This window comes from Enterococcus sp. 6D12_DIV0197, from assembly GCF_002174385.1.
Classification (GTDB): domain Bacteria; phylum Bacillota; class Bacilli; order Lactobacillales; family Enterococcaceae; genus Enterococcus_D; species Enterococcus_D casseliflavus.
The window spans coordinates 2,684,686-2,708,592 of record NZ_NIBN01000001.1; the positions used below are offsets into that span (position 1 = coordinate 2,684,686).

The 23,907-nt window shown below is 42.7% G+C and carries 22 protein-coding genes; 7 read left to right on the top strand and 15 right to left on the bottom strand.

The genetic code is table 11. The features are described from left to right. Positions 1-18: 18 nt before the first annotated feature. The 10 genes from A5867_RS12450 to sfsA all read right to left on the bottom strand — a co-directional run bounded on the left by A5867_RS12450 (position 19) and on the right by sfsA (position 9,109). The gene (locus tag A5867_RS12450) at positions 19-432 is read right to left on the bottom strand and encodes a DUF3284 domain-containing protein (RefSeq protein ID WP_015510041.1); all 414 of its coding nucleotides are present in this window, start codon (positions 430-432) and stop codon (positions 19-21) included. Beyond that, complete coding sequence (locus A5867_RS12455) at positions 432-617, bottom strand: DUF3188 domain-containing protein (RefSeq protein ID WP_010749336.1); 186 nt, start codon at positions 615-617, stop codon at positions 432-434. Before A5867_RS12455 ends, A5867_RS12450 begins: the two co-directional genes overlap by 1 nt. A gap of 42 nt (positions 618-659) precedes the next feature. Next, entirely contained in the window at positions 660-881 is a 222-nt protein-coding gene (locus tag A5867_RS12460; protein WP_010749335.1) for a hypothetical protein, read from the bottom strand. Between the two features lie 87 nt (positions 882-968). Beyond that, entirely contained in the window at positions 969-2,405 is a 1,437-nt protein-coding gene (locus A5867_RS12465) for a PTS sugar transporter subunit IIC (RefSeq protein ID WP_010749334.1), read from the bottom strand. Between the two features lie 81 nt (positions 2,406-2,486). Continuing rightward, positions 2,487-2,804: a PTS lactose/cellobiose transporter subunit IIA gene (locus A5867_RS12470; protein WP_005229473.1), complete on the bottom strand. Its 318-nt coding sequence runs from the start codon at positions 2,802-2,804 to the stop codon at positions 2,487-2,489. Between the two features lie 37 nt (positions 2,805-2,841). Then, entirely contained in the window at positions 2,842-3,159 is a 318-nt protein-coding gene (locus A5867_RS12475) for a PTS sugar transporter subunit IIB (RefSeq protein WP_005229471.1), read from the bottom strand. 134 nt (positions 3,160-3,293) lie between these two features. Continuing rightward, positions 3,294-6,008, bottom strand: a complete 2,715-nt coding sequence (locus tag A5867_RS12480; RefSeq protein WP_087627743.1) for a sigma-54-dependent transcriptional regulator — start codon at positions 6,006-6,008, stop codon at positions 3,294-3,296. A 66-nt stretch (positions 6,009-6,074) separates the two neighbouring features. Next, positions 6,075-7,349: a DEAD/DEAH box helicase gene (locus A5867_RS12485; RefSeq protein ID WP_087627744.1), complete on the bottom strand. Its 1,275-nt coding sequence runs from the start codon at positions 7,347-7,349 to the stop codon at positions 6,075-6,077. Between the two features lie 14 nt (positions 7,350-7,363). Further along, positions 7,364-8,365 (bottom strand): Gfo/Idh/MocA family oxidoreductase, encoded by a 1,002-nt coding sequence (locus A5867_RS12490; protein WP_081116266.1) that lies wholly within the window; start codon positions 8,363-8,365, stop codon positions 7,364-7,366. An 18-nt stretch (positions 8,366-8,383) separates the two neighbouring features. Then, on the bottom strand, positions 8,384-9,109 hold the full coding sequence (gene sfsA / locus A5867_RS12495) for a DNA/RNA nuclease SfsA (protein ID WP_060792906.1): 726 nt from the start codon (positions 9,107-9,109) through the stop codon (positions 8,384-8,386). Positions 9,110-9,292: 183 nt separating this feature from the next. Between sfsA and A5867_RS12500 the strand changes: the two genes are divergently transcribed. The 3 genes from A5867_RS12500 to A5867_RS12505 all read left to right on the top strand — a co-directional run bounded on the left by A5867_RS12500 (position 9,293) and on the right by A5867_RS12505 (position 11,596). Then, positions 9,293-9,637 carry a DUF4828 domain-containing protein gene (locus A5867_RS12500; RefSeq protein WP_016610747.1) on the top strand — a complete coding sequence of 115 codons (345 nt, stop codon included), beginning with the start codon at positions 9,293-9,295 and terminating at the stop codon, positions 9,635-9,637. A gap of 214 nt (positions 9,638-9,851) precedes the next feature. Then, positions 9,852-10,016: a hypothetical protein gene (locus tag A5867_RS17990; protein WP_170927536.1), complete on the top strand. Its 165-nt coding sequence runs from the start codon at positions 9,852-9,854 to the stop codon at positions 10,014-10,016. Positions 10,017-10,261: 245 nt separating this feature from the next. Next, complete coding sequence (locus A5867_RS12505; protein ID WP_087627745.1) at positions 10,262-11,596, top strand: serine hydrolase; 1,335 nt, start codon at positions 10,262-10,264, stop codon at positions 11,594-11,596. Positions 11,597-11,649: 53 nt separating this feature from the next. On the opposite strand, the gene A5867_RS12510 is transcribed toward A5867_RS12505, so the two are convergent. Further along, entirely contained in the window at positions 11,650-12,162 is a 513-nt protein-coding gene (locus tag A5867_RS12510; RefSeq protein WP_087627746.1) for a GyrI-like domain-containing protein, read from the bottom strand. Positions 12,163-12,286: 124 nt separating this feature from the next. Here A5867_RS12510 and A5867_RS12515 point away from each other — a divergent pair, with 124 nt between their 5' ends. Further along, complete coding sequence (locus tag A5867_RS12515; RefSeq protein WP_016610745.1) at positions 12,287-13,486, top strand: YdcF family protein; 1,200 nt, start codon at positions 12,287-12,289, stop codon at positions 13,484-13,486. Between the two features lie 48 nt (positions 13,487-13,534). Here A5867_RS12515 and A5867_RS12520 read toward each other — a convergent pair whose 3' ends face one another. Both A5867_RS12520 and A5867_RS12525 read right to left on the bottom strand, forming a co-directional pair. Then, complete coding sequence (locus A5867_RS12520) at positions 13,535-14,044, bottom strand: HD domain-containing protein (protein WP_005229452.1); 510 nt, start codon at positions 14,042-14,044, stop codon at positions 13,535-13,537. Between the two features lie 122 nt (positions 14,045-14,166). Further along, complete coding sequence (locus A5867_RS12525; protein WP_087627747.1) at positions 14,167-14,928, bottom strand: RNA methyltransferase; 762 nt, start codon at positions 14,926-14,928, stop codon at positions 14,167-14,169. A gap of 95 nt (positions 14,929-15,023) precedes the next feature. Between A5867_RS12525 and A5867_RS12530 the strand changes: the two genes are divergently transcribed. From A5867_RS12530 to A5867_RS12540, 3 genes are all read left to right on the top strand, one after another. Beyond that, the gene (locus A5867_RS12530; RefSeq protein WP_010749324.1) at positions 15,024-15,302 is read left to right on the top strand and encodes an acylphosphatase; all 279 of its coding nucleotides are present in this window, start codon (positions 15,024-15,026) and stop codon (positions 15,300-15,302) included. Between the two features lie 124 nt (positions 15,303-15,426). Then, positions 15,427-16,356 carry a membrane protein insertase YidC gene (gene yidC / locus A5867_RS12535; protein ID WP_087627748.1) on the top strand — a complete coding sequence of 310 codons (930 nt, stop codon included), beginning with the start codon at positions 15,427-15,429 and terminating at the stop codon, positions 16,354-16,356. 106 nt (positions 16,357-16,462) lie between these two features. Next, on the top strand, positions 16,463-17,404 hold the full coding sequence (locus tag A5867_RS12540) for an AEC family transporter (RefSeq protein WP_087627749.1): 942 nt from the start codon (positions 16,463-16,465) through the stop codon (positions 17,402-17,404). A gap of 287 nt (positions 17,405-17,691) precedes the next feature. Here A5867_RS12540 and A5867_RS12545 read toward each other — a convergent pair whose 3' ends face one another. Both A5867_RS12545 and A5867_RS12550 read right to left on the bottom strand, forming a co-directional pair. Next, positions 17,692-22,041, bottom strand: a complete 4,350-nt coding sequence (locus tag A5867_RS12545; protein WP_086295594.1) for a PolC-type DNA polymerase III — start codon at positions 22,039-22,041, stop codon at positions 17,692-17,694. 118 nt (positions 22,042-22,159) lie between these two features. After that, a complete protein-coding gene (locus tag A5867_RS12550; RefSeq protein WP_087627750.1) occupies positions 22,160-23,869 on the bottom strand; it encodes a proline--tRNA ligase in 1,710 nt (569 codons plus the stop codon). Positions 23,870-23,907: the final 38 nt, after the last annotated feature.

Consider the following 23,907-nt stretch of genomic DNA (forward strand, 5'->3'; position numbering starts at 1 on the left):
AAGGCGTCAGTCGACCCCTTAATATGCTTCTTCCATCATACTCAACATTTTTTTAAATTGCTTGCGTTTGAAATATCCTAGAATGGTGCCTAAGAGCATGTCATTCAATTGTTGCATGAAGCCATGTGATTTCATGGTTTCCGTATAAATGACTTTACTGCTCTTTTCATCAAGCGGCGCTACTTCATAGCGAGCGACAAATTCATTTTTCGTCGTTTCTGTTTTGAATTGATAAACTTGATTTTCAATGATTTCTTCGATCTCTATCTTCGCACGACTCGTAGTAGAAAATTCCTTTACATATTGAAATCCTGCCAGTTGCTTTCTAGAAAGTGTTTTTCCAGTTGCTTTTCGTACGTCAAAGATAACAGAATCCATAATTTGATCGTAAAAGACATTTGCTGGAATCGATAAATCTTTTTCAATTCTCATTAAGACTTCCTCCTATCTGACTCTTCGGCTTTCTTCTTTCCTTTCATGAATAAAAGACTGCCAGAAATAAGCAAGAAAATACCTGTTGTAAAACTGAATATATCTAACTGCTGATTACTTGGATTCATACTGTATAGGACTACGAGTAGACCGATACTACATATAAACAAGCCGTTTTTTATCATTTTCAATCATCCTATCTATTCGTTGATCCACAGAGAACCTACTCAAACACCAACTGCTTGAAAGTATAAAACAGAACCCCAAGGCTGTGCTTTGATCAATTCTTTTGCTTTTTTTGCCGCCGCTTCTGAATCGGAAGCTGTGGTAGTAAAAATAAGTTTAATCCCTTGTTTTTCTTTAAATGTAAAAGAAATTCCATCTTCGTTATATCCTTCAAGTAATTCTTTGATGGCATCTTGCTGCATTGCACTTGCTATTGAAATCATATTCTTTTCCTCCTAAATAATCAATAATAAAAGGAGGAGCTGCTTTACTTCAAGCGAAGCCATAGCAGTTCCTCACAATCTACAGGTCTATTCGCCTAGTTTTGGATCAATTTTATTTGCTGAAATAACGAATGGTGCCCAAATGAAGAATGTAACGACCATACATACCAACGTTACGATTGGGGCACGCCAGTCAGCTCCTGTTGCCAAGAATGATAGCAACATTGGTGGAACGACCCACGTTACTTGTTGTGAAACAGGTGCTACTAAACCAAAGTACGTTGCTAACCAGCCGATTGAAGTGGCTACTAGCGGAGCAATAATGAACGGAATAAACATGATCGCATTCAATACGATTGGCAGACCGAACATTACCGGTTCATTGATGTTGAATACACCAGGTCCGATTGACAATTTTGCAACAGTTAGATAATCCGCACGTTTTGATAGGATCAAAATAGCAATCAGCAATACAATTGTACCACCTGAACCGCCAAACCAAGCAAATGAGTCAAAGGATCCGCGCACCCACATATATGCCTTGCCGTCTTCGATTGCGGCAAGGACCGCGTTTGTCCCAGTTTGTCCTTCATATCCTTTTTGGAAGATATCGATATTGATCAACTGCGCTTGTCCCCAGATACCTTCTAAAACTGGAGCCAGTACGTTTGGACCATGGATTCCGAAGAACCAGAAAATTTGAACAAAAACAGTTACGATCAAAACTGCGCCAAGTCCTTGAGACAAGCCCAGGAATGGTTCTGCAATATATTTTTGGACAAGATCAATAATTAATTGTCCATCAGTTAGTTTACCGACAATAAAGTTAATAATAGCAATGACATATAAGGCGATTGTTGCTGGCAAAATCGCAGCGAACGCTTTCGATACTGCTGGCGGTACTGAATCAGGCATTTTGATAGTGATATCAGCTAACATCAATTTACAGAAAATAATAACTGAAATAGCCCCCATGATCATTACGGTAAAATAAGCGTTTCCGTTTAGATGATCGAGTTTCAACCAACCCCATCCACCTGCTGTAATTGCATCTGCTGTTGCAGACCATCCGGAAGTTGCTGACCCAGCATTGATTTCATCCATCAAAGCTGTTGGAACAGCTGTCGCCACAGAAGTGCTGTATGAAAAAGCAATCCCTTGAATCAGTGTCGCTACCCCAACGATCCCACCTGCGAGATCATTCACTCGATAAGCACGAGCCAGATTATATCCCCAAGAAAAGGCAAATACTAAACCAGCAACAGCCAATGTACCATTCCATACGAAGCCATTGATACTAATAATTTCACGAATAACTGGAATGGTACTGGCATCATAACTCGGCCAGAATTGCGGTGGTAAGTCACGAATGATCGCGTTGATCATTACTGCGATCGAACCAGCCATAGTAGCGGGCATTGTTCCAATAAAGGCATCACGTAATGCAACTAAGTGCTTCTGGGCTCCAATTTTTGCAGCTACAGGGAGAATGTACTTCTCCATCCAACTTGTTAATCCATCCATTCTTAATTCCTCCTATAAGTTCTATTCGTCAAAGAAGATTTTTTGATTCATCGACAATAACTACTTCTATCCGTTCAAAGATTATTCGTTATTTAGACGTCGATAGACATCAATGATTTCTTTCGCTAAATCGGTAAATGCGATTGACGTCATTAGGTGATCTTGTGAATGCACTGTCAACAATGTCACGGTCATATGATTGCCTTGCGCTTCTTGTGTCAATAATCCTGTTTGCGAATGATGCGCTTCCACAAGAGATGCTTCAGCATCTTTGATTTTTTGGTCAGCTAATTCGAAGTCCCCTTCTTTTGCTGCCGCGATTGCTTCCATTGCGTCACTTTTTGCATTACCACCATACATGATCAATCCCATAATGGCTTCCAAATTTTGCTCATCCATCTTTAAAAATCCTCCTTACACTTCGATCCTAAAAATCTTAGTTCATTAATGTTTCTGCTTGTTGCAATACTTTTTCGCCGTTCATCATGCCATAGTCTGCCATGTTGATCACGTCCAAAGGAATGCCTTTTGGTGCTAGTTTTTGTTCAAATTGTGATTTCATGAATCGTACTTGTGGTCCTAATAAAAGAACATCGACTGGTTTCGACTCCAAATGTTGGTCGGCTTCTGAAGCTGAAACAGCAAAGATATCCGCTTCCATTCCTTTTGCTTCGGCTGCTTTTTGCATTTTCGTCACCAATAGACTGGTACTCATTCCTGCTGAACAAACAAGCATAATCGTTTTTTTCGCCATCGCGTATCCGCTCCTTTCTGTTGTAAGTTACACTTTACTATAAAGCAAAAAGCGTGCCAAAAAAAAATAAGTTCAGACCTTTATATATCAATGGTCTGAACCAATTTTTCTTTTGCACACTTGCGGATTTATCATTACACACTAATATTGTGTGCGGATTCATCATAACTTTTTATTTCATTTTCTAAAAACATTTGTGTTAAATAGGCGATCTCATCTTCAGAGATTTTGATTTGATAGTTTTTCTCTATCTGCAATAAATGAGTTCGCAACACATCTGTTTCGATACGATAGCGTTTTTGGAAGGCCGCCAAATTGGGGAAGGTACGGGAATGTTCCTTCTTCAATAAACTTTCCACTAGAAAGGCTAAATGAATCACTATGCCGGCGTCAACGGTAGGTTCAACAATCACATGCAATTGATTTTGAATTTGATGAACGATTCGCTGCAGACTTTCGATCAGATGATAGACGGACCCCACATGCGTTAAAGTATTTTCTAATGAACGTACGATTTTTTCAATCGGCACTTCATCTGAAACGATCCGCTTCAGTACATTCAACCGATTGTCATCAAAGACATCATAGGCGGAAAAGAACGGGATATTTTGATAATCGATCTCGACGGTGCCCGCAATGGCTTTGATCTCATATTCTTCTAGCAAGCCATCAATATGTTTCTTGAAGGTTTCTTTTTCAATAAACTGCATTTGAATGATCTCGACTTTTGATTGATCAACGACGGGATAAATTCGTTGATAAAGTTTGGCAGCGACACCTTCTCCAGTAAAGCAAGTGACGATGACTGCCTTTTTATTCCCCTTCGCTTCGCGAACTGTGCGGAACTGTTCTTGCACGATGGTTTCAAAAGAACGCTGAATGTTTTGATAAATGTCTTCTAAACTTCGGCCACTTTCCGCCATTCGCAAAGCCTCTAAGACGATCATCGTACTGACCATCGAGATGGCTTTCGTACGAATCCCGGTCTCTTCAGAAATCAAATTCGCAAATGAATTGAGGGAACCCATATCAGTTAAAAGCAATAAGCCGTTGCTCATCTTTTCCTTATTGTCAGTGACATAGTTCAATAGCTGCTCATACATTTGACCGACTTCCATATCCAAAGACATATTCATCGCTTTGCCGTGATAGGTTTCCAGCAGCTCTTGTGCCGTTTCCAACATACTGCTGGCAGTCGCCTTGCCGTGCATCAAGACAATGATCTCGACTTTTTCAAGGGGCAGCGGCGAAGGTTGCTTGACTTGAATCGCTAAAAACATACTGATAAAGCCGATCTCATCGAAGGGGATCTCGACATGTCGTTCTTCTTCGATAATGGTCGATAGATCCATTGCCACTTGGAACTCGGATTTCAAGTTTTTTCTGACTGTATTCAAATCTGGATGAACGATCATATGTCCTTCCTTGACACGTTCCAGTGTACTTTGCAAATGCAGTGCAAAGGCAAAGCGGGCTTTTTCACTATAGGTTCGAGACAATCTTTGCCCAGCTAGATCATAAAGAACATTTGTCAGCTTCCAGATGTCTTCTGGAATCAGTTCTTTATGAACGGGATTTTGGATCAATTCTTCGACATACTTTTCAAAGTACGCATCGACATCTTTGGAGATCAAATTTTCTAGATCGACATTGGCTACACCCGTTTCAATCAGTGAGCTGACTTTTTCTTCGATCTCATTATACACTTGCATATTCCGTTGTGGATCACGAGACCAGACGACATCTGGGTCGCCAGGTTCAAAACTTAGAAAGTCGCCTTTGCCATCTAAAAACCGATCCAAGCGTTCCGACATTTCTTTGATCTTCAACAAGCCTTTTTGAACTTGCAAGGAGCAGTCGCCTTTTCGTATCAGCAAGTGTTTTTTTCCATAGGTTCGATAATGCAAAAATGCTTTGGCACAGACGAGTTTAAGGTCGCGCTTGATTTGACCAATGTTGCCTTCTGCATCATAGAGCATAAAGGCCAATATCGCATCTCGTTCGACATCGATTCGTTGATTTAGACGGGTCGCCTCTTGCTTGATAAACAACGAAATGATTTCATACCGTTCATCTAAGGAACGACTTTCCACATTTGGCAAAGTAATAGCCATGGGAATTCGCCGATTGAAGGTCGTTAAAAAGGTTTCTGATGATTCCGTGGTGGCACCGATGATCTGCACGGCGGCTTCATGAACTTGATTACTTTCCCCTAATGGACGGTAGATCCCTTTATCAATGAAGGTAAAGAGCATTTCTTGGCCTTCTGGCGGCAGTCGATGGATCTCATCTAAGAACAGGATGCCGCCATCGGCTTTTGCCATAAGTCCTGGACTATCTTCTGCAGCACCTGTGTAGGCGCCTTTTTTGATGCCAAAGATGTGACCAAACAACAATTGCGGATTTTGTGCATAATCCGCACAGTTAAAGGATACGAATGGGGCATCTTTTTCTAACATATTTGATTCAACCGCAAAGTGATACATACATTCGGCAAATAAGGATTTACCGGTACCTGTCTCACCAAAAATAATGGTATGGAGTCCTCTAGGTGGATATAAGATCGCCGCTTTGGCTTGCTGGATACTTACTTTCAAGGAAGCTTGGACTCCAACCAGACTTTCAAAACTAACTTCAGAGGAAACATCCACATGGACCGTTTCTTCTAAAGGCTCATAAACAACCGGACGGCCGGAACGTTTGCCGATTTTCTTTTCTTTATAAAGCTCACTGAGATAACGGCTTGCATTGCTGCGATCGATTTGTAAGATTTTAGCGACATCAACTGCGGTCAACCCTTGCTTATGCAGTTCGATCGTTTGAAAAATCTCTTCTTTTCGCGAATTCATTCGATAGCCTCCTCATTTTTTTACACACTAATAATAAACAACGTTAATGGTAACACAAAAAGACGCTCAATGGCGTCTTTTTCCTTTGTCTTTTTGCTTTTTCGTCTTTTTCTTGCTCTTTTTAACAGGAGTGTGTAAATTTTCTGGTGTTTTCTTGGAAATTTTCTGCACACTTGTTGTTTTCATTTCTTTCTTGCTTTCTTTTTCGACAACAGGTGCTTCTGTGTGTAACTGTCCCCCATGCAGATAGACTTCCTTGAGTTCTATGGACAACTGATTTGCGATTTTTTTCAAATCCTTCAACGAATGGTCTTGAACGATCGTAACGACAGTTCCTTCTTTGCCCATTCTTCCAACGCGTCCTGCGCGGTGTAAATAGGATTCTTTTTCTAAAGGGACTTCTGTATTGATCACGTAAGGCAGATCCACGACATCTAAGCCGCGAGAGGCGACATCGGTCGTCAATAGTTCCACTAGTTTTCCTTGACGAAAGCTCTCTAATGCACCTTTTCGTGCAAGTTTGTTTTGATCAGATGCCAAAGATGCCACCGGCAAGCCATGAAACAATAGCTTTTCTTCCGCATTCCCCATTGTGCTTAATTCATTGAAGAAAACCAAGGCTTGAAAGTTTGGTAAATGAGCAAAGCGTCTTAAAGCATCCACGATTCGTCGTTGCGGATAGTTCAAATAGTAATGATGGATGACGCCTTTGCTCTGATCTTCTTGGGTAACATCAACGATCAGCGGCTCTTTTGACACGAATGGTCGAATCTCATCGATCACTTCGTTCGCGGTTGCTGAAAAGAAACTACGCTGGATTTGTTTTGGTAATGTTTGATTGATCTTGGCTGCCAGGGTGAAGGCACCCTCTTTCAATAATTGATCAACCTCATCCAATACCAACGATTGCAGCTGCTGGGTCTTGATTTTTTTGGCTTTGATCAACTCTAACACACGGCCTGGGGTACCGATCAAGACCTCGGGTTTGTCTTTTAGTTTTTCCACTTGGCGTTTTGTACTTGCGCCGCCAATTAGCGGCAGAACGGTCAAACCAATGGCTTGGGCCCATTCCCTTGCTACTTCTGTGACTTGCATCGCTAATTCTTGTGAAGAAGTCAAAATCAACAGCTGATTGCCTTGCTTTTTTTCAACCTTCGTTAACAATGGCAAGAGATACGCCAAAGTTTTACCTGAACCGGTCGGTGAGATTCCTATGACAGACGCGCCGTCTTTTAAAGGACCAAAGGTTTTTTCTTGGATCAAGGACGGTGCGTGATATCCTGCCGCTTGCCATTTTTCCTGCCAGACGTCTGGCAATTGTGTCAATTCAAATACTGTCATAAATGTTCCATTCCTTATTTTTTATCTGCATCAAAAATGATGTCGGCCTGCTTACGCATCAAAGAGACGGTTTCATTGACACTGCGGGCAAGTTCCACCCATTCCTCATAGCGTTGTCCTTGTTTAGGATCATCTTTGTTTTCAATGATGTCTGCAAAGTCTTGCGCTTCTTCGATCATCGGATTGTCTAAAGCAGCGACTGCTAATGGATGCGTTTGTTTTGTTTGGCGTTCATAAAATGCTGCTTCTTCAATAGCATTGACGGCATTCAAATCTAATGTCCCGTCTTCAAAATAAATTTCTGATCGTAACTCTGAATCAGCGATTTTGCCTGTTTGGATCGTGACATCAAAATCAGCATAGCGTAGCACAGCAGTCCCGATACCATCTACACCGGTCGGTAATTTGCGCGCAAAATAATGAACGTCCTGCGGTTTACCAAACCAAGCGACCGCCGCATATACTGGATACACACCCAAGTCGGCTAAAGCTCCGCCAGAAAAATGTGGAGAAAAGATATTTGGTTCCTCCCCAGCTAGTACAGCGTCATAACGAGACGAGTATTTCATATAAGAAAAGTTCGCCCCAAGAATGGCACCGCGTGTCGGTAAGAATTCGGCTACGGTTGAAAAACTCGCTTCATGAATGTTGCGAGCTGCTTCAAAGAATAAAACCTGTTGTTGGTTTGCTAGGTCAATGATCTCCGCCATTTCCTCAGGCGTTGAAAAGGCTGGCTTTTCCACAATGACATTTTTTCCTGCCAAAATACCTTGCTTGGCTTGTTCAAAGTGCAAACTGTTCGGAGAAGCGATATAGACCGTGTCCATATGAGCTAAGCCAAAAAAAGTGGCCAAATCGGTCGCATATTCGATGTCCCCGTATTTTTCCCCAAAGCGTTGCGCTGTGGCTAATTTCCTTGAGTATACGGCTACCAATTGATACCGTTTGGTTTCGTGGGCTGCTTGTACAAATTGATCGGTGATCCAATTTGTGCCGATAATCCCTAAATGAATCATGTGTTTTCCTTCTTTCTTCTATAGATTGGGGTCGTCAAATTCGACGTTCAAATCAAAAGGGATCGGTTCTTTGACCGCGATCATCCCTTGGTTTACCTGGCAATTATAAGCAAACACTTCGACACCTTTGCTTTGCGCTTCAGCGATCTTATCGGCCAGATCCGGCTGCATCTGTCGATGGATCGTGGCGCTTTGCACCACTTCAAATTGGATCATGAACAAAACCGCCGCATAATAGCCTGCTTCTTTGGCATGGATCAATTCATTGACGTGTTTCAAGCCGCGAATCGTTGGCGCATCTGGGAAAGCGCCGATTTGCTTGTTTTCAAGTGTCATCCCTTTAATTTCTATAAACCCTTTTTCTTGTTCGTCTGTTTCAAAATAAAGATCAAACTTAGACATCCCATAGACGACTTCACGCCGCAAGAGGGCAATTTTCCCTTTGATATTTGGCAACTGGATCGTGCCATCCAAAAGGCCTTCATAGCCTAACCGATTGGGTACTTGACTATCAATATTGATCCATTGGTCTTCTTTCTTGACTGAGATCAAATCGTAATTGGTTTTACGTTTCGGATTGTCCCAATATTGGAGGGTCACGAGTGCCCCTTTGTGCAATAGTTCTTTTCCTCGTCCCGTATTTTTCACATGGACGATCACTTCTTGCCCATCGACTAGACATCGGGCAATGAATCGGTTGTCGCGAACGAGAAACGTGGCTAAGAGGGTATTCGGATAATTCATTTTCTCACCTGCTCTTTTGAATCATAGCATATTTTGATAAAAACTTCTAAACTTCAAACTAAAGTACCATGCTTTTTTACCTTCTCATGGTATACTTATGGCAATTATTTTCTAGTGTGCAGAAGCGGGCATCTTGTTCACAAGGTGCAACTAGATGAATCGTAAGTGATAGGACGTGTATAAATGAAGAAAAGGTCTCTATTGATTGGTTTATCTCTAGCAACGGGCGTGGTCAGCTCCTTGCTGTTGCGAAAGGAAAAACAAAAAAATGAAAACCGCCAAAATTTCATTGGAAATTGGCGTTTTACTTCAAAGACAAAAGAAGATGTCATTTTAGAAATTGCCAATGATTATTCATTGACCATCGAAGGCAAACCGTTGCCTGTTTCCATTGTTGAACTGACTCCGATGCGATTAGTGTTACTGGACACATTTGGCTATCATTTAGTTCTGGAACAAAAAGGCTCCGTTATTACTTTATATGATGAAGCAGAAGATTGCCACTATTCTTTGACAAAAATCGCCTAAGGGACATGAGAAGATCGAGTTCATGTTTTCTTCACATTTTCTTCGGTCAATTCTCAGACTTTTTATCAGCATTTCCTGGCAATCCATGCTATCATTAACTTAACAAGTGGTTGAACAAGGTGTTCCGTTGAGTGATGTTTGATCGTTCATAGATTAAGGTGTAGGTTCGATTCCTACCTTCCACATTTATTTTAAACAGAAAGAAGGGATTTTTATGTTAACGACCTTTATTTCACTCTTTTCCGTCTTTGCTTTAGCTGCGTTACTAGCTGGGACATTCATTTTAGCAAAATTGGCCATGCAACAAGAAACGAGAGCAGTGAAAGTTCCCGTCAGAGCCCAAAACCAAAACCCGAGAATCCATTCCAATCGTCGCTAAGTGAAATCGTTTGACCCGATGTCAATTCAGAAAAACTTGTCTTCTTTATTAAATAGAAAGGCAAGTTTTTTTTGCTGTCTTTTGCCCTTAGGTCTTCTAGGTTGAAATGGTTTACCAACGCCCATTCCCCCTTTGAGCGGTCTTCTCGCAATTAAATGCTAAGTTTTCTCTTAGAGTATTGCAACAGCGGATACTCTTTGTTAAAATTTTTGCTTAGATACAACTTAAAAGGAGCTACTACATATATGCAGAAAATAACCAAGTTCGGGTATTCCTTCGTTGCTGCTTTGGCAATCCTCTTTGCTGCTGTCGGCATCCCCCTCGTTTCATATGCTGATGATACAGCAATGAGCATCGAAGAGATCCAAGATTTTTCGATTGACGCCAAAGCCGCCTACTCCATTGATTTTGACACAGGGAAAGTGTTGTATGATCAAGATGGCGAGACAGCCATGGGTATTGCCTCCATCACCAAGATCATCAGCCTCTACCTTGTCGCTGAGCAAGTAGAACAAGGAACGATCGCTTGGGATGATCCTGTGCCGATTTCCGATTATGCCGCTAATCTCAGCGTGTCCCCTAACTTATCAAATGTCCCTTTGCATCAAGACGTTACCTATACAGTAAAAGATTTGTATGATGCCAGTTATATCCAATCTGCAAATGCTGCAATCGTCGCGCTCGCGGAGCTGATTGCTGGGTCTGAAAGTGCCTTTGTGGATTTAATGCAAGAAAAAGTGCAATCATGGGGCATCACCGATGCAAAAATCGTCAATGCTTCTGGCTTGAACAATGCTTATCTTGGGGAAAATATTTACCCAGGATCAACTTCAACTGATGAAAACGAACTATCCGCAAAAGATGTGGCATTGATTGCCCGTCATTTGTTAGAAGACTTTCCAGATGTTTTGGAAGTAACCAGCCTTTCAACGAAACAATTTGGTGAAGGTTCCTACTCGCCTGTCGAGATGGTCAATTGGAACTGGATGCTTCCAGGTTTTACGAATACGAAAGATGGTGTCGACGGTCTGAAGACTGGTACGACAGATATGGCAGGCGCCTGCTTTGTCGGAACCGCCGTTAAAGATGGCCAACGAATCATCACCGTGGTGCTAAACGTCAATGGTCATGCAGAAAATCCTAGTGTTCGTTTTATTGAAACAGGCCGTTTGATGGATTACTCGTTTGACGCTTGGGAACAAGTAGAGATTTTACCAGAAAATGCGCAACTAGAAGATACCCAGACGGTTGCAGTCAAAGATGGGAAAGAATTGAGTGTGCCCGTTGCCTTAAATCAAGGTTTGACCTTATGGGTACGTGGAGATATGGATGCCACCGCCTTTGAAACAACCATTGACTTTAATGAGCATTATCGTGATTCTGCCCTGCAAGCGCCATTGACTGAGGGCACAGAAGTTGGTACCGTAAGTGCTTCGATTCCAGCTGATACGCTTGGTTATATTGATGATTCCGATCATGACGAGACTGCAGGATTGATCACAACACAAACAGTGGAAAAAGCCAACATCTTTGTTCGTGCTTGGCGCGGCGTGTCCAACTTTTTCAGTAATCTTTTTTAACCTAAACGAAAAAATCTGTCCGAAGCAAAGACTGCTTCTCGGACAGATTTTTTTTATTCTACTGTTTCCACCGTTGCTGTTGCCAATGGTTCTACAGGGAAAAACAATTCAACTTCCCCCTCCTTAAAATGAGGAAGATACCTTTCTTGGATGGCTGCTGACAACTGGACGTTGTTTTCTGGTAAAACGTCCATCAGCATTTTTTCAGTCATCATCGTTAAGTTTTTTTCATCCGTTTTTACAACGAGATAGGTCATTGCGGGAATTTCCCAACGGACCCAACCGACAGGAGGAAAATTTTCTGTCTGGACTTGAACGCCTGCCAAGTAGCGACCGGTTTCTTGCCAAGGCTCTAACCAATTGGTGCCATCACTCATCAAGCCCCAAAATTCCAGTTCTTCTGCCTTTTGATCACTTACGAGAAATTCGATCTCTTCAAAATCCTTTGTTGCAAGTTCCCAAAGCGCTGGTACCCAAGAAGCACCTTCTTCTGCTAATCCCTTGCCCTCTTTTCCAATCACATAAAAAGCGGGTCGTTCGACGCGAATCACTTCACCTAATTGCATGTTCCTTCCTCCTTCTTTCCTTCATTTTAGCGAATTGCAAGAAATTCAGCAACTTTGACCTTAGCAACAAGCAATTTCTGCCATTTTTCGGTATACTAAGTGTATCGTTAAAGGAGTGAAAAACATGGATTTTACGCAATTGCTGATTTTTGCCATCAGCTATGTGTCGGGCGTGATCGTCGTTCAAAAATGGCGCAAGAAAAAAGATGATCCGGATATTTTCTTTTTTGAATGTTGTTGGACGATTCTAGCCCTGCTAATTTATTTAGCTGTCTCAGAATTACGGACAGGTAGTTTCTTTATTCTGATACCCGTCGCCTTCGCCGGCCTTTTTTTATTTTCTTATCGGCGCAACAAGCACCAACTTGTAAATGGCTTGCTTTTTAATTTGTTCGTGCTGGCTTTTGGTGGCTACTTAGTCATTAATTTATACCGAACCCAAGACATACTCGTAGGTGGTTTACTCGCTGTATTACTGGCAATCTTCGTTGCTGTACTATTATTCGGTTTGGCAACACTCGTGGTCTTTCTTTACTGGAATTCCATTATCGTACTACGAAGAGAATCGCGATCGATCGCCAATTTGTTAACCCTGATCTTAGCGGTGGTTTTGACCGTTTTACTATTTTCAGATACCCTTTTGCACTTTTTCCCAGATTGGATCCGAACCTTATTCGGCATTGTTCCCCTAAGTCTTTTGTATCTGTTTGTAGTCTTTTTGAACTTTTTATCCATTTCAGTCATTTATCAGTTCAACCATCCTCGCTATAATCAGGACTTTATCATCGTCTTAGGTGCAGGCCTTTTGAATGGCACCACGGTCTCCCCTTTATTGGCAAAACGCATCAATACAGCGATCTCGTTCTACGAATCGCAATTTAAAGCGAAAAAAACCGCGCCTCGATTACTGATGTCAGGCGGACAAGGAAGCGATGAGCAGCTGCCGGAAGCTGTTGCTATGAAAGAATATGCGATTGCCCAAGGCGTACCAGAAGGTGAGATTTTAGTGGAAACAAATTCCACGACTACTTATGAAAACATGAAATTTTCGAAAGAAATCATGGATTCGCTTAAGCCAAACGGCTACAAAGCAATCTTTGCCTCAAACAATTACCATATTTTTCGTGCTGGTCTCTATGCAGATCAAGCCCAACTTAAAGCGGATGGCATCGGAGCACCTACTGCCTTTTACTATTTACCGAATGCCTTTTTAAGAGAATTTGTGGCAATCCTTTTTATGCACAAAAGACGACATTTAACGGTATTGATCACCTTACTGATTCTCTATGCAGGAGCAGCGATCCTCCAACTTATTTTTGGCTAAACAAACAAAAAAAGTTCTTTGAACCAGTTGGTTCGAAGAACTTTTTTCTTATTGAATCGTGCGATGTTTCTTCCAGAAGCGTTGTTGCCATTTTTCTTTCATGCTGTCTGTAAGGGGTTCTGATGCTTCTTTGATCGCACAATATTTGTCCACCATCGTGACGATATAGCTTTCTTTATAGCGTGGCGGTGCAATCGTTGCTCCCCACATATGTTTCAAGATGATATCTTTTTCAAGATCACTAAGTTCAGTGATTTTTTCGGCATTTTTTACTGCGATTCGTGGATGCATGTACGCATGGGTACCTTCGTCAAACTTTGTAGTACGCCAATCGTAATAAAATAAATCATGAAGGAGTCCTGCACGAGCTGTTGCACGAGCATCGCCGCCCCATTTCTTGGCCAATTTGTAACTATAATAAGAGACGCTGATCGAATGTTCCAAACGTGTGGAGTTCATATGCTGCACAAAATTGGCTAATTTTTTTACAGCTTCTGTTTCTAACAGGTCAGCCACGTAAGACATATATTCGCTATCTTCTTGCCATTTTTCTGTCATAAATTTTTGTCTGCCACCTTTTTTGATCTGCTTGATTGTTACAAGACAAAGTATAGCACCTATTCCTGCAAGTTTCTAGGTGAGGTGCAATAGATTCAAATAGTTTAACAGTTCCTTAAAATCTAGCTGACAGCAAAATACATCAAAATACCTGCCGCAATGGCGACGTTCAATGATTCCGCCTGACCATAGATAGGAATATATAGATTTTTATCGGTCAATGCCAACAGTTCCTGATTGACCCCTTGCCCCTCGTTGCCTAAAATGAAGGCAGCCGCTTGTTCTTTAGGAAGCTCGGTATAAGGGACTGCTTCTTTGTTTAACTCGGTACCATAAATCGCCACACCAGCTGCCTGCAGCTGCTTTAAAAATGACGGGATCGCTCCTTCTATGATCGGCAGATGATAGTTGCTACCTTGCATGCTGCGCAAGACTTTGGTGCTGTAGAGATCGGCTGTTCCTTCGCCGAGAAAAACCCCGCTGAATCCAGCGGCATCCGCTGTTCGAATCATGGTGCCAACGTTTCCAGGATCTTGCACATTATCTAAAATCAGCCAATTGCCCGTCAGTGTCTGTAAGTCTTGTTCTTGCTTTTCCACCACGGCGAAAATCCCTTGGGGTGTTGGCAAATCAGAAAGCATCGCTGCGATCTCCTCTGTGATCAAATAGCTTTCTTCCTGATAACCATCGAGTTGCCCGTTGGCTTCACTTAACCCTCGCGGGGTCACCAACAATGCTTTGATGGGTACTTGTGCATGCAATGCTTCTTGCACCAAATGCCAGCCATCGATCAAATAGGTATTGGTTTGTGTCCGATGTTTTTTTTGTGTTAGTTTTTTGATTTCCTTGATAAAGGTATTTTTTTTCGATTGAATTTCTTTCATCTTGTCACCTCGATTCATTATAGCATGAGTCAATCGATCTAACTTGTTCTTTTGCTGAAAAAACGCTATCATATAAAGCAGAGGAGGGATTGTCCATGAAGAAACTACGAATCCATGTGCAAGGACGTGTCCAAGGCGTCGGTTTTCGTTATACCACAAAAATGCTTGCCGATCAGTTGGGCGTCACCGGATCTGTAAAAAACGAAGCGGATGGTTCTGTTTCGATTGAAGCAATTGGCGATGACAAAGCCATCGATGCCTTTGTTGCTGGGGTTAAGGATTCTCCTTCACCCGCTGGGAAAGTAAATCAGATCGACATCCAACCAGACGATGCCATCAAAGAGCGTCGGAGTTTTGATGTAGTGTACTATTAACAATTGAATATTTTCTAAGTCGAAAGATTGATTTTTCAATGAATTTCTCTTTGTACATTGAAATAGTCGGTCTTTTTTAGTATAGTTATTTTTGTCTAAATTTATTGTGAAGAGGAAGAATAGAATGTCTAAAATGAATAAATGGCTGCTTTCATCAGGATTATTTGGCCTGTTATTAGCATTATCAGGCTGTGTCAGTACCAATGCTGATGGTACGCCGAAAGAAACAGGAATGATTTATCGCTTTTTGATGAAACCATTAGGGGATATGATCACGATGCTCGTAGAAAACTTCAACTGGTCTTACGGCTGGGCGATCATCGCCGTAACGATCGTTGTCCGTGTCATTATCTTACCATTAGGGATCCATCAGTCTCGAAAAACGATGGTTCAAAGTGAAAAAATGCAGTTTCTGAAACCTCAAGTGGATATTGCACAAGCCAATTTGAAAAAAGCAACCACTCGGGAAGAACAAATGCAAGCGCAAGCGGAGATGCAAAAAATTTACTCTGAAAACAACGTCAGTATGTTTGGCGGTATCGGATGTCTCCCTTTGCTGATTCAGATGCCGATCTTCTCTGCTCTTTATTTCACCGCTCGTTACACACAAGGAATCCAAAACTCTGAATTCTTTGGCGTATCTTTAGGCGACCCAAGCATCCTCTTTGTGGCGATTGCTGGTCTTTCCTACTTGGCACAAGGATATATCTCAACCATCGGGATTCCTGAAGAACAGAAAAAAACGATGAAAACCATGTTGATCGTTTCTCCATTGATGATCGTTTTCATGTCCATGAGTGCACCAGCTGGTGTGACACTCTACTGGGTAGTTGGTGGGGTCTTCAGTTGTATCCAAACGTTTATCACGAATGTCATCATGAAACCAAAAATTCGTGCCCAAGTCGAAGCGGAAATGAAAGCAAATCCGCCTAAAACGGTAGTTACGCCTCGTAAAGACGTAACGCCTGAAAAAACAGAAGCTGTCAAAAAAGCGTTGAACACGACAAAGCCTAACGGAAAAGGTCGTAACGCTGGCAAGCAGCAACGGAAGTAATTCTTGACCAAATCGCTCATTGGGCGGTTTGGTTTTTTGTTGTTTTCAAATGGGAATCAGTTGCTTCTTCTATTGCCTTTCGCTATAGTAAATGAGAGGTGAGCGCATGTTTCAAGCATATATCAATATTTTTGTCATTTTCAGTCTCATGTTTGCCGGTTATTGGTTGTCTTACAAACAATGGTTTTCTAATCGAACCGCCGATACGTTTTCAAAACTGGTGTTAAATGTCTCATTACCCGCCAATATGTTTTTGACGATCATTAAAAACTTTACGAAAGACGAGTTTCTCTCATTAGTTTCCGGGATGATCATCCCTTTGCTTTCCATGATGATCACTTACTTCGCCGGTTATTTATGGCGCCGTTTCGCGCAAGTTGAAACCAAACACCAAGGGGCATTTTCCGCCATGTTTACCTTTTCCAATACGATCTTCATCGGCTTACCGATCAATTTAGCCATTTTTGGTGAAAAAGCCGTTCCCTATGTGTTGTTGTACTACATCGTAAATACGACATTATTTTGGACCATCGGTATTTTTGAGTTAGCAAAAGATAACCCCGATTTCGGCGAAGCCCGCATTTCCTTTCATCCATTGGTCATGCTAAAAAAGATTTTTTCGCCAGCCTTGATTGGTTTCATTATCGGCTTGATCTGGATGCTGTTCACATTCCCACTGCCCTCCTTTGTTGATGGGCTTGGAAGCTACCTAGCAGATTTAACGACGCCTTTATCAATGTTTATTATCGGGATCATCGTGTACTTTGGCGGGCTCAAGAACTTGCGAATGACCAAAGACATTGCTGGTGTCTTGTTTGGTCGCTTCATTCTTTCGCCCCTCGTTGTATGGCTATTAAGCAGAATCATCCCTGTTCCTGAATTGATGCTTTCTGTGTTTATTATCCAAGCCTCTATGCCCGTCCAAAACTCTGTCCCAATTCTTGTGCGAAACTATCAAGGGGATGAAGAATTTGCAACTTCTTGTCTAGGCTATTCCGTCTTACTGTACATGGTGTATCTGCCTGTTTTGCTTTTTTTCTTTTTTTAGCTAGTTAACGAACTTTGTCGAAAAATACTCGTTGCCAAAGGCATTCGCTTCTTTCGGTAACGAGTATTTTTCTTCTCTTTGTACGGTAATGGGTCTTTTGCTTCGCTGTCCGATCGGCAAACCGCTTTATGATTTTTCACTATAGATCACGATTTTTCTGATTTTCGCCAGATTGTGGCTGCTTAGGTTACCTTCATAAACAAGACAAAAAAAGCCCATCATGCAGAAACTAGCTATACTAGATGCTGCGATGATGGGCTTATTTTTTTAAGTGAACAGCCGTTGGCTTACAACATATCGAACAACGACAACTGATTTTCATCTGGTAGATCTTTTAGAACACCGTTATCCGTCATGTATTCAATCAATGTCTTAGAAACTTTCCCGCGATTGGCGAGGTCTTCTTTCGATAAGAAGGGACCATCTTTTCGTGCTTCCACGATTTGTTTCGCTACGTTCAGCCCTAAACTCGGTACTGCTCGGAACGGTGCGATCAATTTTTTCCCATCGATCACGAAATTTTCTGCATCGGATTTATACAGATCGATCATCCCGAATTCATAGCCGCGCTCCAGCATTTCATTGGCCAATTCCAGAACTGTCAACAGATTTTTTTCTTTCGTTGATGCATCCATTCCTTTGTCATTGATTTCTTGCATCCGTTCTTTTACGGCATCTTTTCCTTTTGACATGGCAATCAAATCAAAATCATCCGCCCGGACAGAGAAATAAGCACAGTAATAGAGAATTGGGAAGTACACTTTAAAGTAAGCCACCCGCAACGCCATCAAGACATACGCCGCGGCATGGGCTTTCGGGAACATGTACTTGATCTTCGAACAAGAATCGATATACCATTCTGGGACATTGTTCTCCCGCATCGCTTGCAAGTAAGTATCCCGCAAGTCGTCAGGGATCTTGTTCCATTGTCCTTTACGGACCGTCTCCATGATTTTAAAGGCCATCCCGTCATCTAAGCCAGCATGGATCAAATACACCATGATATCATCCCGACAGCCGATTACTTCCGCTAGGCTGGCATCTCCGCGACGGATCAATTCTTCCGCATTGCCTAACCATACATCGGTACCATGGGAAAGACCAGAGATCTGCAGGAGTTCAGCAAAGGTCGATGGATGGGTTTGATCCAGCATCCCCCGCACAAAGCGGGTACCAAATTCCGGGATGCCTAATGTACCGGTTTTCGAATAGATCTGCTCTTCGGTCACACCTAACACATCCGTGCCGCCAAAAATACGCATCACTTCTGGATCATCGGTGGGGATCGTTTTTGGATCGATGCCTGATAGATCCTGCAGCATCCGAATGACTGTCGGATCATCGTGTCCGAGGATATCCAGCTTCAAGATATTGTCATGAATCGAATGGAAATCAAAGTGGGTCGTTTTCCACTCCGCATTTTGATCATCCGCTGGGTATTGGATCGGGGTGAAATCATAGACATCCATATAGTCGGGAATAACGATGATCCCCCCCGGGTGCTGACCAGTCGTTCGTTTGACGCCTGTGGCACCTTTTGCCAGGCGATCGACTTCGGCTGCTCGATAATGAAGATTATGATCGCGCTCAAAGCCTTTTACGAAACCAAAGGCTGTTTTATCGGCTACGGTACCGATCGTTCCTGCACGATAGACGTATTCTTCACCGAAGAGTACTTTCGTATAGTTATGGGCTTCTGGCTGATATTCCCCTGAGAAGTTCAAATCGATATCGGGTACTTTATCGCCGTGGAAACCAAGGAACGTTTCAAAGGGAATATCGTGGCCATCTTTGTTCAGACGGGTGCCGCATTTTGGACATTTTTTCTCTGGCATATCATAACCAGAACCATACGAACCGTCTTCGTAAAACTCCGAATACTGGCAATCGGGACAATAATAATGAGGAGCTAATGGATTGACCTCAGTGATCCCCGTCATGGTTGCCACGAAACTAGAACCGACTGATCCCCGTGACCCTACTAGATAGCCGTCTTCATTGCTTTTATGAACGAGTTTTTGTGAGATCAAATAGATCACGGAAAAGCCGTTCCCAATGATCGAATCAAGCTCTTTTTTCAAACGTTTTTCCACGATCTCTGGTAATGGATCGCCGTATAACTCTTTGGCACGGTTGTAACTTAAGTCGGTGATCTCTTGTTCTGATCCGGGAATCTTTGGTGTATACAGATCATCTTTTACCGGAATGACTTTTTCACAAAGATCGGCGATTTTATTCGGGTTCGTCACCACGATTTCTTTCGCCGCTTCCGGACCTAAAAATTGAAAAGCGGTCAGCATCTCATCCGTAGTACGGAAGTGCACGTCTGGTAGGCTATGACGATTCAACGGATTGGCGCCTCCCATGGAATTGATCAAGACCTTGCGATAAATGGCGTCTTCTTCGTTTAGGTAATGGGCATTACCAGTAGCCACAACGATTTTCCCTAACTCTTCCCCCATTTTTACCAGATTCCGAATGATGTCTTCTAGGTCTTTTTCACTTTTCACGAGTTCCGTTTCCAAAAGATGGGCATAAACTGCTTTGGGCATGACTTCGATGTAGTCATAAAACTTGGCAAGTTCTCGTGCTGCATCGACCCCTTTTTGCATCATTGCGACAAAGACTTCTCCTTTATCACAGGCGGTTCCGACTAACAATCCTTCCCGCAATTTCACCAATTCTGAACGTGGGATTCGTGGGACTTTATCATGGAAGTACTTCACATTCGACATCGAGATCAGCTTGAATAAATTCTTCAATCCTGCCTGTGTTCGAGCCAAGATCGTGGCATGGAAAGGTCGAGCTGCTTTGTAGGAGTTCTCGCCCCCCACGTGTCGGTTCAACTCTTCGTGCAGCAGCATCTCATGTTTTTCCATTGCTTCTTTGACAAAGATCCATGCTAAATGACCGGTTGCCTCCGCATCGTAGATCGCTCGGTGATGTTGTTCTAAGCTGACACCGAATTTTTTGGAAAGGACACCTAAACCGAATCGCTTAAACTCTGGATACAAATAACGAGCGAGTTCCAATGTATCAATGACGGGATTTTCCGCTTCTGGAATACCGTATTTTCGATAACTGGTATTTAAGAAGCCCATATCAAATGACGCATTGTGGGCAACTAAAATGGCTCCTTCAGAAAACTCACGGAACAAACGTAAGACTTCTTCTTCTGATTTTGACCCGCGAACCATTTCATCGGTGATTCCCGTCAGTTCTACGGTCGTTCGCGATAAGGGATGACCTGGATCGATAAATTCATCAAAGGATGCCTCCACGTTGCCTTTATGCATCCGCACAGCAGCCAACTCAATGATGGTGTCGTATACTGCAGACAACCCAGTGGTCTCCACGTCAAACACGATATAAGTAGCATCGGTCAGTGGAACAGGCTGAGGATTGTAGGCAACCGCTACGCCGTCATCCACGATATTGGCTTCCACACCGTAAAGAATTTTAACACCAGCCTTTTCTCCTGCATGATGGGCATCAGGGAACCCTTGCGCTCCACCATGATCGGTGATCGCAATCGCCTTATGGCCCCATTTGCCTGCCTGAGCGACAAAATCCGCTACGTTGTTGGTGGCATCCATCGTACTCATATTGGAATGCAGGTGGAGTTCGACCCGTTTTTCGCCTTCAGGTGCATAGTCTTTGCGAGCTTCGTGTTTAACTTCCAGCAAATCTTGCGCATTCATAACAAGATCTCGCATGAAGGTATCTTCTTGGACGCTACCGCGTACTTTGACCCAACTACCTTTGGCGATGGCATCAAAGACTTGTTCATCTTTTTCATTGTTGGAGAATTTTTTCACACTAAACGATGACGTATAGTCGGTGATTTTTAAGATCAAAATCTTCCGTTTTGAGCGCAGTTCTCGGACTTCTTTATCAAAGACATAGCCTTGGATCGTGACCCGACGTTCTTCCTCAATGATATTGATCATCGGTGTCACAGGTTCATCGGCAGGAATATTACGCCCCAAGGCGATTGGTCCGTCAAATTCGACTGTTTTGACTTCTTTTTTGCGTTGCTCGTGAGCCATTAAGTTCTCAGCAGCTTGTTGTTGGAACGCTGCTGTTTGCTCTTCCTTGCGTGCTTCAAGTTCTTTTAAGGCCGCCTCCGCTTGCTCTTGGTCTAGCTGCGGCAAGATCCGAAATTTTTGAAAGCCGAAGGTACTATAATTTTCCTCAATGATCGGCAAGTACTGCTGCTGCAAAATCGTGATGACCGCATCATTGTTGACTGGCAAAATCACTTTGTTCTCTTGCAGCACAGGCATTTGGTTTTTGATCACTTGATGAACCAATGGTCGATCACAATTTTGATTGGCTAACGCTAATGGCCAATATTCTTGAATGAATTGCTCATCAAAGGAACCATCTTGAGCTTCAATGATGATACGAACTTCCGCAATCTCTTTAAACGCCAATTCAATATGTTGTTTAAAGGACTGATACACCATCACCGGTAATAAACGTTCAAATTGGAAATAAAACGTCCACGCTTTTGATTGTCGATGCACGGTCACTTGTTTGATTTGGGCAGTCTGCATCAACGGATGCTGCCGAAGATTTGGGGCAGCTGCAATTTGGTCTAATAATATCTCAAAGGTCTCTCTTTCTTTTGACAATTGAAGATCCTCCTTTTCTCAGTACTCACTAGTATACCTCTTTTTGCCCTCATTTTCATTAAAAAATCGAGAAAGGATTTCCTCTCTCGATCTGTTATTCATTCTTGTTCGTTCCTGTTTATTCCTGATTGGCTAACAAAATCGTCAAGGTCGAAGCGACTTCTTCTTTTCTCACTTCAACGGTCGCACCAGTATGCTTGATTTTGATCTCCACGATGCCTTCTACGGCTTTTTTACCGATAGTCAAGCGAATCGGACAGCCAATCAAATCGGCATCTGCAAATTTGACCCCTGCACGTTCATTGCGGTCATCTACCAGCACTTGATAGCCGACTTGGTTCATCATTTCTTCTACCTCTTCACTTAAGGCATTTTGATAGCTATCTTCAATCGACGTTTGAATGATATGCACATCAAATGGGGCAATTTCTTGGGGCCAATCGATCCCAAATTCATTGCCGTATTGTTCGACGATCGTTGAAAGCAGCCGAGAAACCCCCAGCCCATAACAGCCCATGGTGATTGGTTGCTCATCGCCGTTTTCATCGACAACCGTCGCTTCTTGCGCCTCACTGTACTTGGTTCCTAACTTGAAGATATGCCCAACTTCGATTCCTCGCGTAAAGGTTAAGGTTCCTTTTCCATCTGGGGAAGGATCACCTTCTTGAACCAAGCGAAAATCGGCAAAGGCTAATGGTTGAAAATCACGCCCCACATTCGCATTGAGATAATAGCTTTGTTTTTCTGCCGCTGGAACGATCAGATTCGCCATATCTTGGACATGCTGATCGGCGTACAACTGAATCGAATCAGCAAGCGCAATGGGACTGCGCAGCTGCGTCTCACTCGTCAGATAAGACTCCGCTTCCTCAACAGTCAGCACCTTCACTTGATCAGCGGCTAAGTAATGCTTGACCTTTGTTTCATTGAGGCTGTGATCGCCTCGTAATAACACCATAATGACTTGCTCGTCAACGAGTAATAAAGATACTTGAACGATTTTTTGCAAGTCTGTTTCGTATGCCTGCGCCAGCTCCTCTAACGTTAAAGGCTCATCCTGAACGACTTTTTGTAATTCTAAATAGGTCTCGTGAGATTTTTTGGCGATGTATTGACTGGTTGCTAATTTCCAATTGGCGACATAATCGCTTTCGGTCGAGTAGCAGATCAGCTCTTCGCCGATCCCCGACAATGCCAAAAATTCTTTCGAATCTCTGCCACCCATCAAGCCATTGTCCCCGACCACTGACCGATACTCGATCCCACAGCGTTTCAATATTGCATGATAAGCCATTTCGTAACGATTATAGGTTTGATCTAAGCTGGCTTCATCGGCGTGAAAAGAATAGCCATCTTGCATGATAAATTCACGGCTGCGGATCAATCCAAAACGCGGCCGCTGTTCGTCCCGATATTTCGTTTGGATCTGATACAAGCTCAATGGCAGCCGTTTATAAGACGTGATCTCGTTTTTGATCAATGTCGTAAACGGCTCTTCATGAGTAGGTCCTAAAACGATCTCTCGTTCGTTTCGATCTGTTAATCGATACAAGGATTCACCATACAAGGAGGCACGTCCTGACTCCTTCCATGGCTCATACGGAAGCAAAGAAGGCATCGCCATCTCTACGGCATCGATTTGTGCCAATTCTTCACGGATGACCCGCTTGATCTTTTCTAACACCCTTTGTGCTAGCGGCAAGTAAACATAAATGCCTGCCGCCACTTGTCGAATATACCCTGCCCTAACTAACAGTTGATGACTTAACGTCTCCGCATCGCTGGGGGTTTCCCGCAATGTCGGAATCAAACATTTTGACTGTTTCATTTTTTTCTCCTTTGCTACAAAAAATCATGTTCACCCGA

Excerpts from the sequence above, each read along its gene's own strand:
- A5867_RS12450 (WP_015510041.1), bottom strand. The coding sequence starts at position 432 with ATGAGAATTGAAAAAGATTTATCGATTCCAGCAAATGTCTTTTACGAT.
- A5867_RS12455 (WP_010749336.1), bottom strand. The coding sequence starts at position 617 with ATGATAAAAAACGGCTTGTTTATATGTAGTATCGGTCTACTCGTAGTC.
- A5867_RS12460 (WP_010749335.1), bottom strand. The coding sequence starts at position 881 with ATGATTTCAATAGCAAGTGCAATGCAGCAAGATGCCATCAAAGAATTA.
- A5867_RS12465 (WP_010749334.1), bottom strand. The coding sequence starts at position 2,405 with ATGGATGGATTAACAAGTTGGATGGAGAAGTACATTCTCCCTGTAGCT.
- A5867_RS12470 (WP_005229473.1), bottom strand. The coding sequence starts at position 2,804 with ATGGATGAGCAAAATTTGGAAGCCATTATGGGATTGATCATGTATGGT.
- A5867_RS12475 (WP_005229471.1), bottom strand. The coding sequence starts at position 3,159 with ATGGCGAAAAAAACGATTATGCTTGTTTGTTCAGCAGGAATGAGTACC.
- A5867_RS12480 (WP_087627743.1), bottom strand. The coding sequence starts at position 6,008 with ATGAATTCGCGAAAAGAAGAGATTTTTCAAACGATCGAACTGCATAAG.
- A5867_RS12485 (WP_087627744.1), bottom strand. The coding sequence starts at position 7,349 with ATGACAGTATTTGAATTGACACAATTGCCAGACGTCTGGCAGGAAAAA.
- A5867_RS12490 (WP_081116266.1), bottom strand. The coding sequence starts at position 8,365 with ATGATTCATTTAGGGATTATCGGCACAAATTGGATCACCGATCAATTT.
- sfsA (WP_060792906.1), bottom strand. The coding sequence starts at position 9,109 with ATGAATTATCCGAATACCCTCTTAGCCACGTTTCTCGTTCGCGACAAC.
- A5867_RS12500 (WP_016610747.1), top strand. The coding sequence starts at position 9,293 with ATGAAGAAAAGGTCTCTATTGATTGGTTTATCTCTAGCAACGGGCGTG.
- A5867_RS17990 (WP_170927536.1), top strand. The coding sequence starts at position 9,852 with ATGTTAACGACCTTTATTTCACTCTTTTCCGTCTTTGCTTTAGCTGCG.
- A5867_RS12505 (WP_087627745.1), top strand. The coding sequence starts at position 10,262 with ATGCAGAAAATAACCAAGTTCGGGTATTCCTTCGTTGCTGCTTTGGCA.
- A5867_RS12510 (WP_087627746.1), bottom strand. The coding sequence starts at position 12,162 with ATGCAATTAGGTGAAGTGATTCGCGTCGAACGACCCGCTTTTTATGTG.
- A5867_RS12515 (WP_016610745.1), top strand. The coding sequence starts at position 12,287 with ATGGATTTTACGCAATTGCTGATTTTTGCCATCAGCTATGTGTCGGGC.
- A5867_RS12520 (WP_005229452.1), bottom strand. The coding sequence starts at position 14,044 with ATGACAGAAAAATGGCAAGAAGATAGCGAATATATGTCTTACGTGGCT.
- A5867_RS12525 (WP_087627747.1), bottom strand. The coding sequence starts at position 14,928 with ATGAAAGAAATTCAATCGAAAAAAAATACCTTTATCAAGGAAATCAAA.
- A5867_RS12530 (WP_010749324.1), top strand. The coding sequence starts at position 15,024 with ATGAAGAAACTACGAATCCATGTGCAAGGACGTGTCCAAGGCGTCGGT.
- yidC (WP_087627748.1), top strand. The coding sequence starts at position 15,427 with ATGTCTAAAATGAATAAATGGCTGCTTTCATCAGGATTATTTGGCCTG.
- A5867_RS12540 (WP_087627749.1), top strand. The coding sequence starts at position 16,463 with ATGTTTCAAGCATATATCAATATTTTTGTCATTTTCAGTCTCATGTTT.
- A5867_RS12550 (WP_087627750.1), bottom strand. The coding sequence starts at position 23,869 with ATGAAACAGTCAAAATGTTTGATTCCGACATTGCGGGAAACCCCCAGC.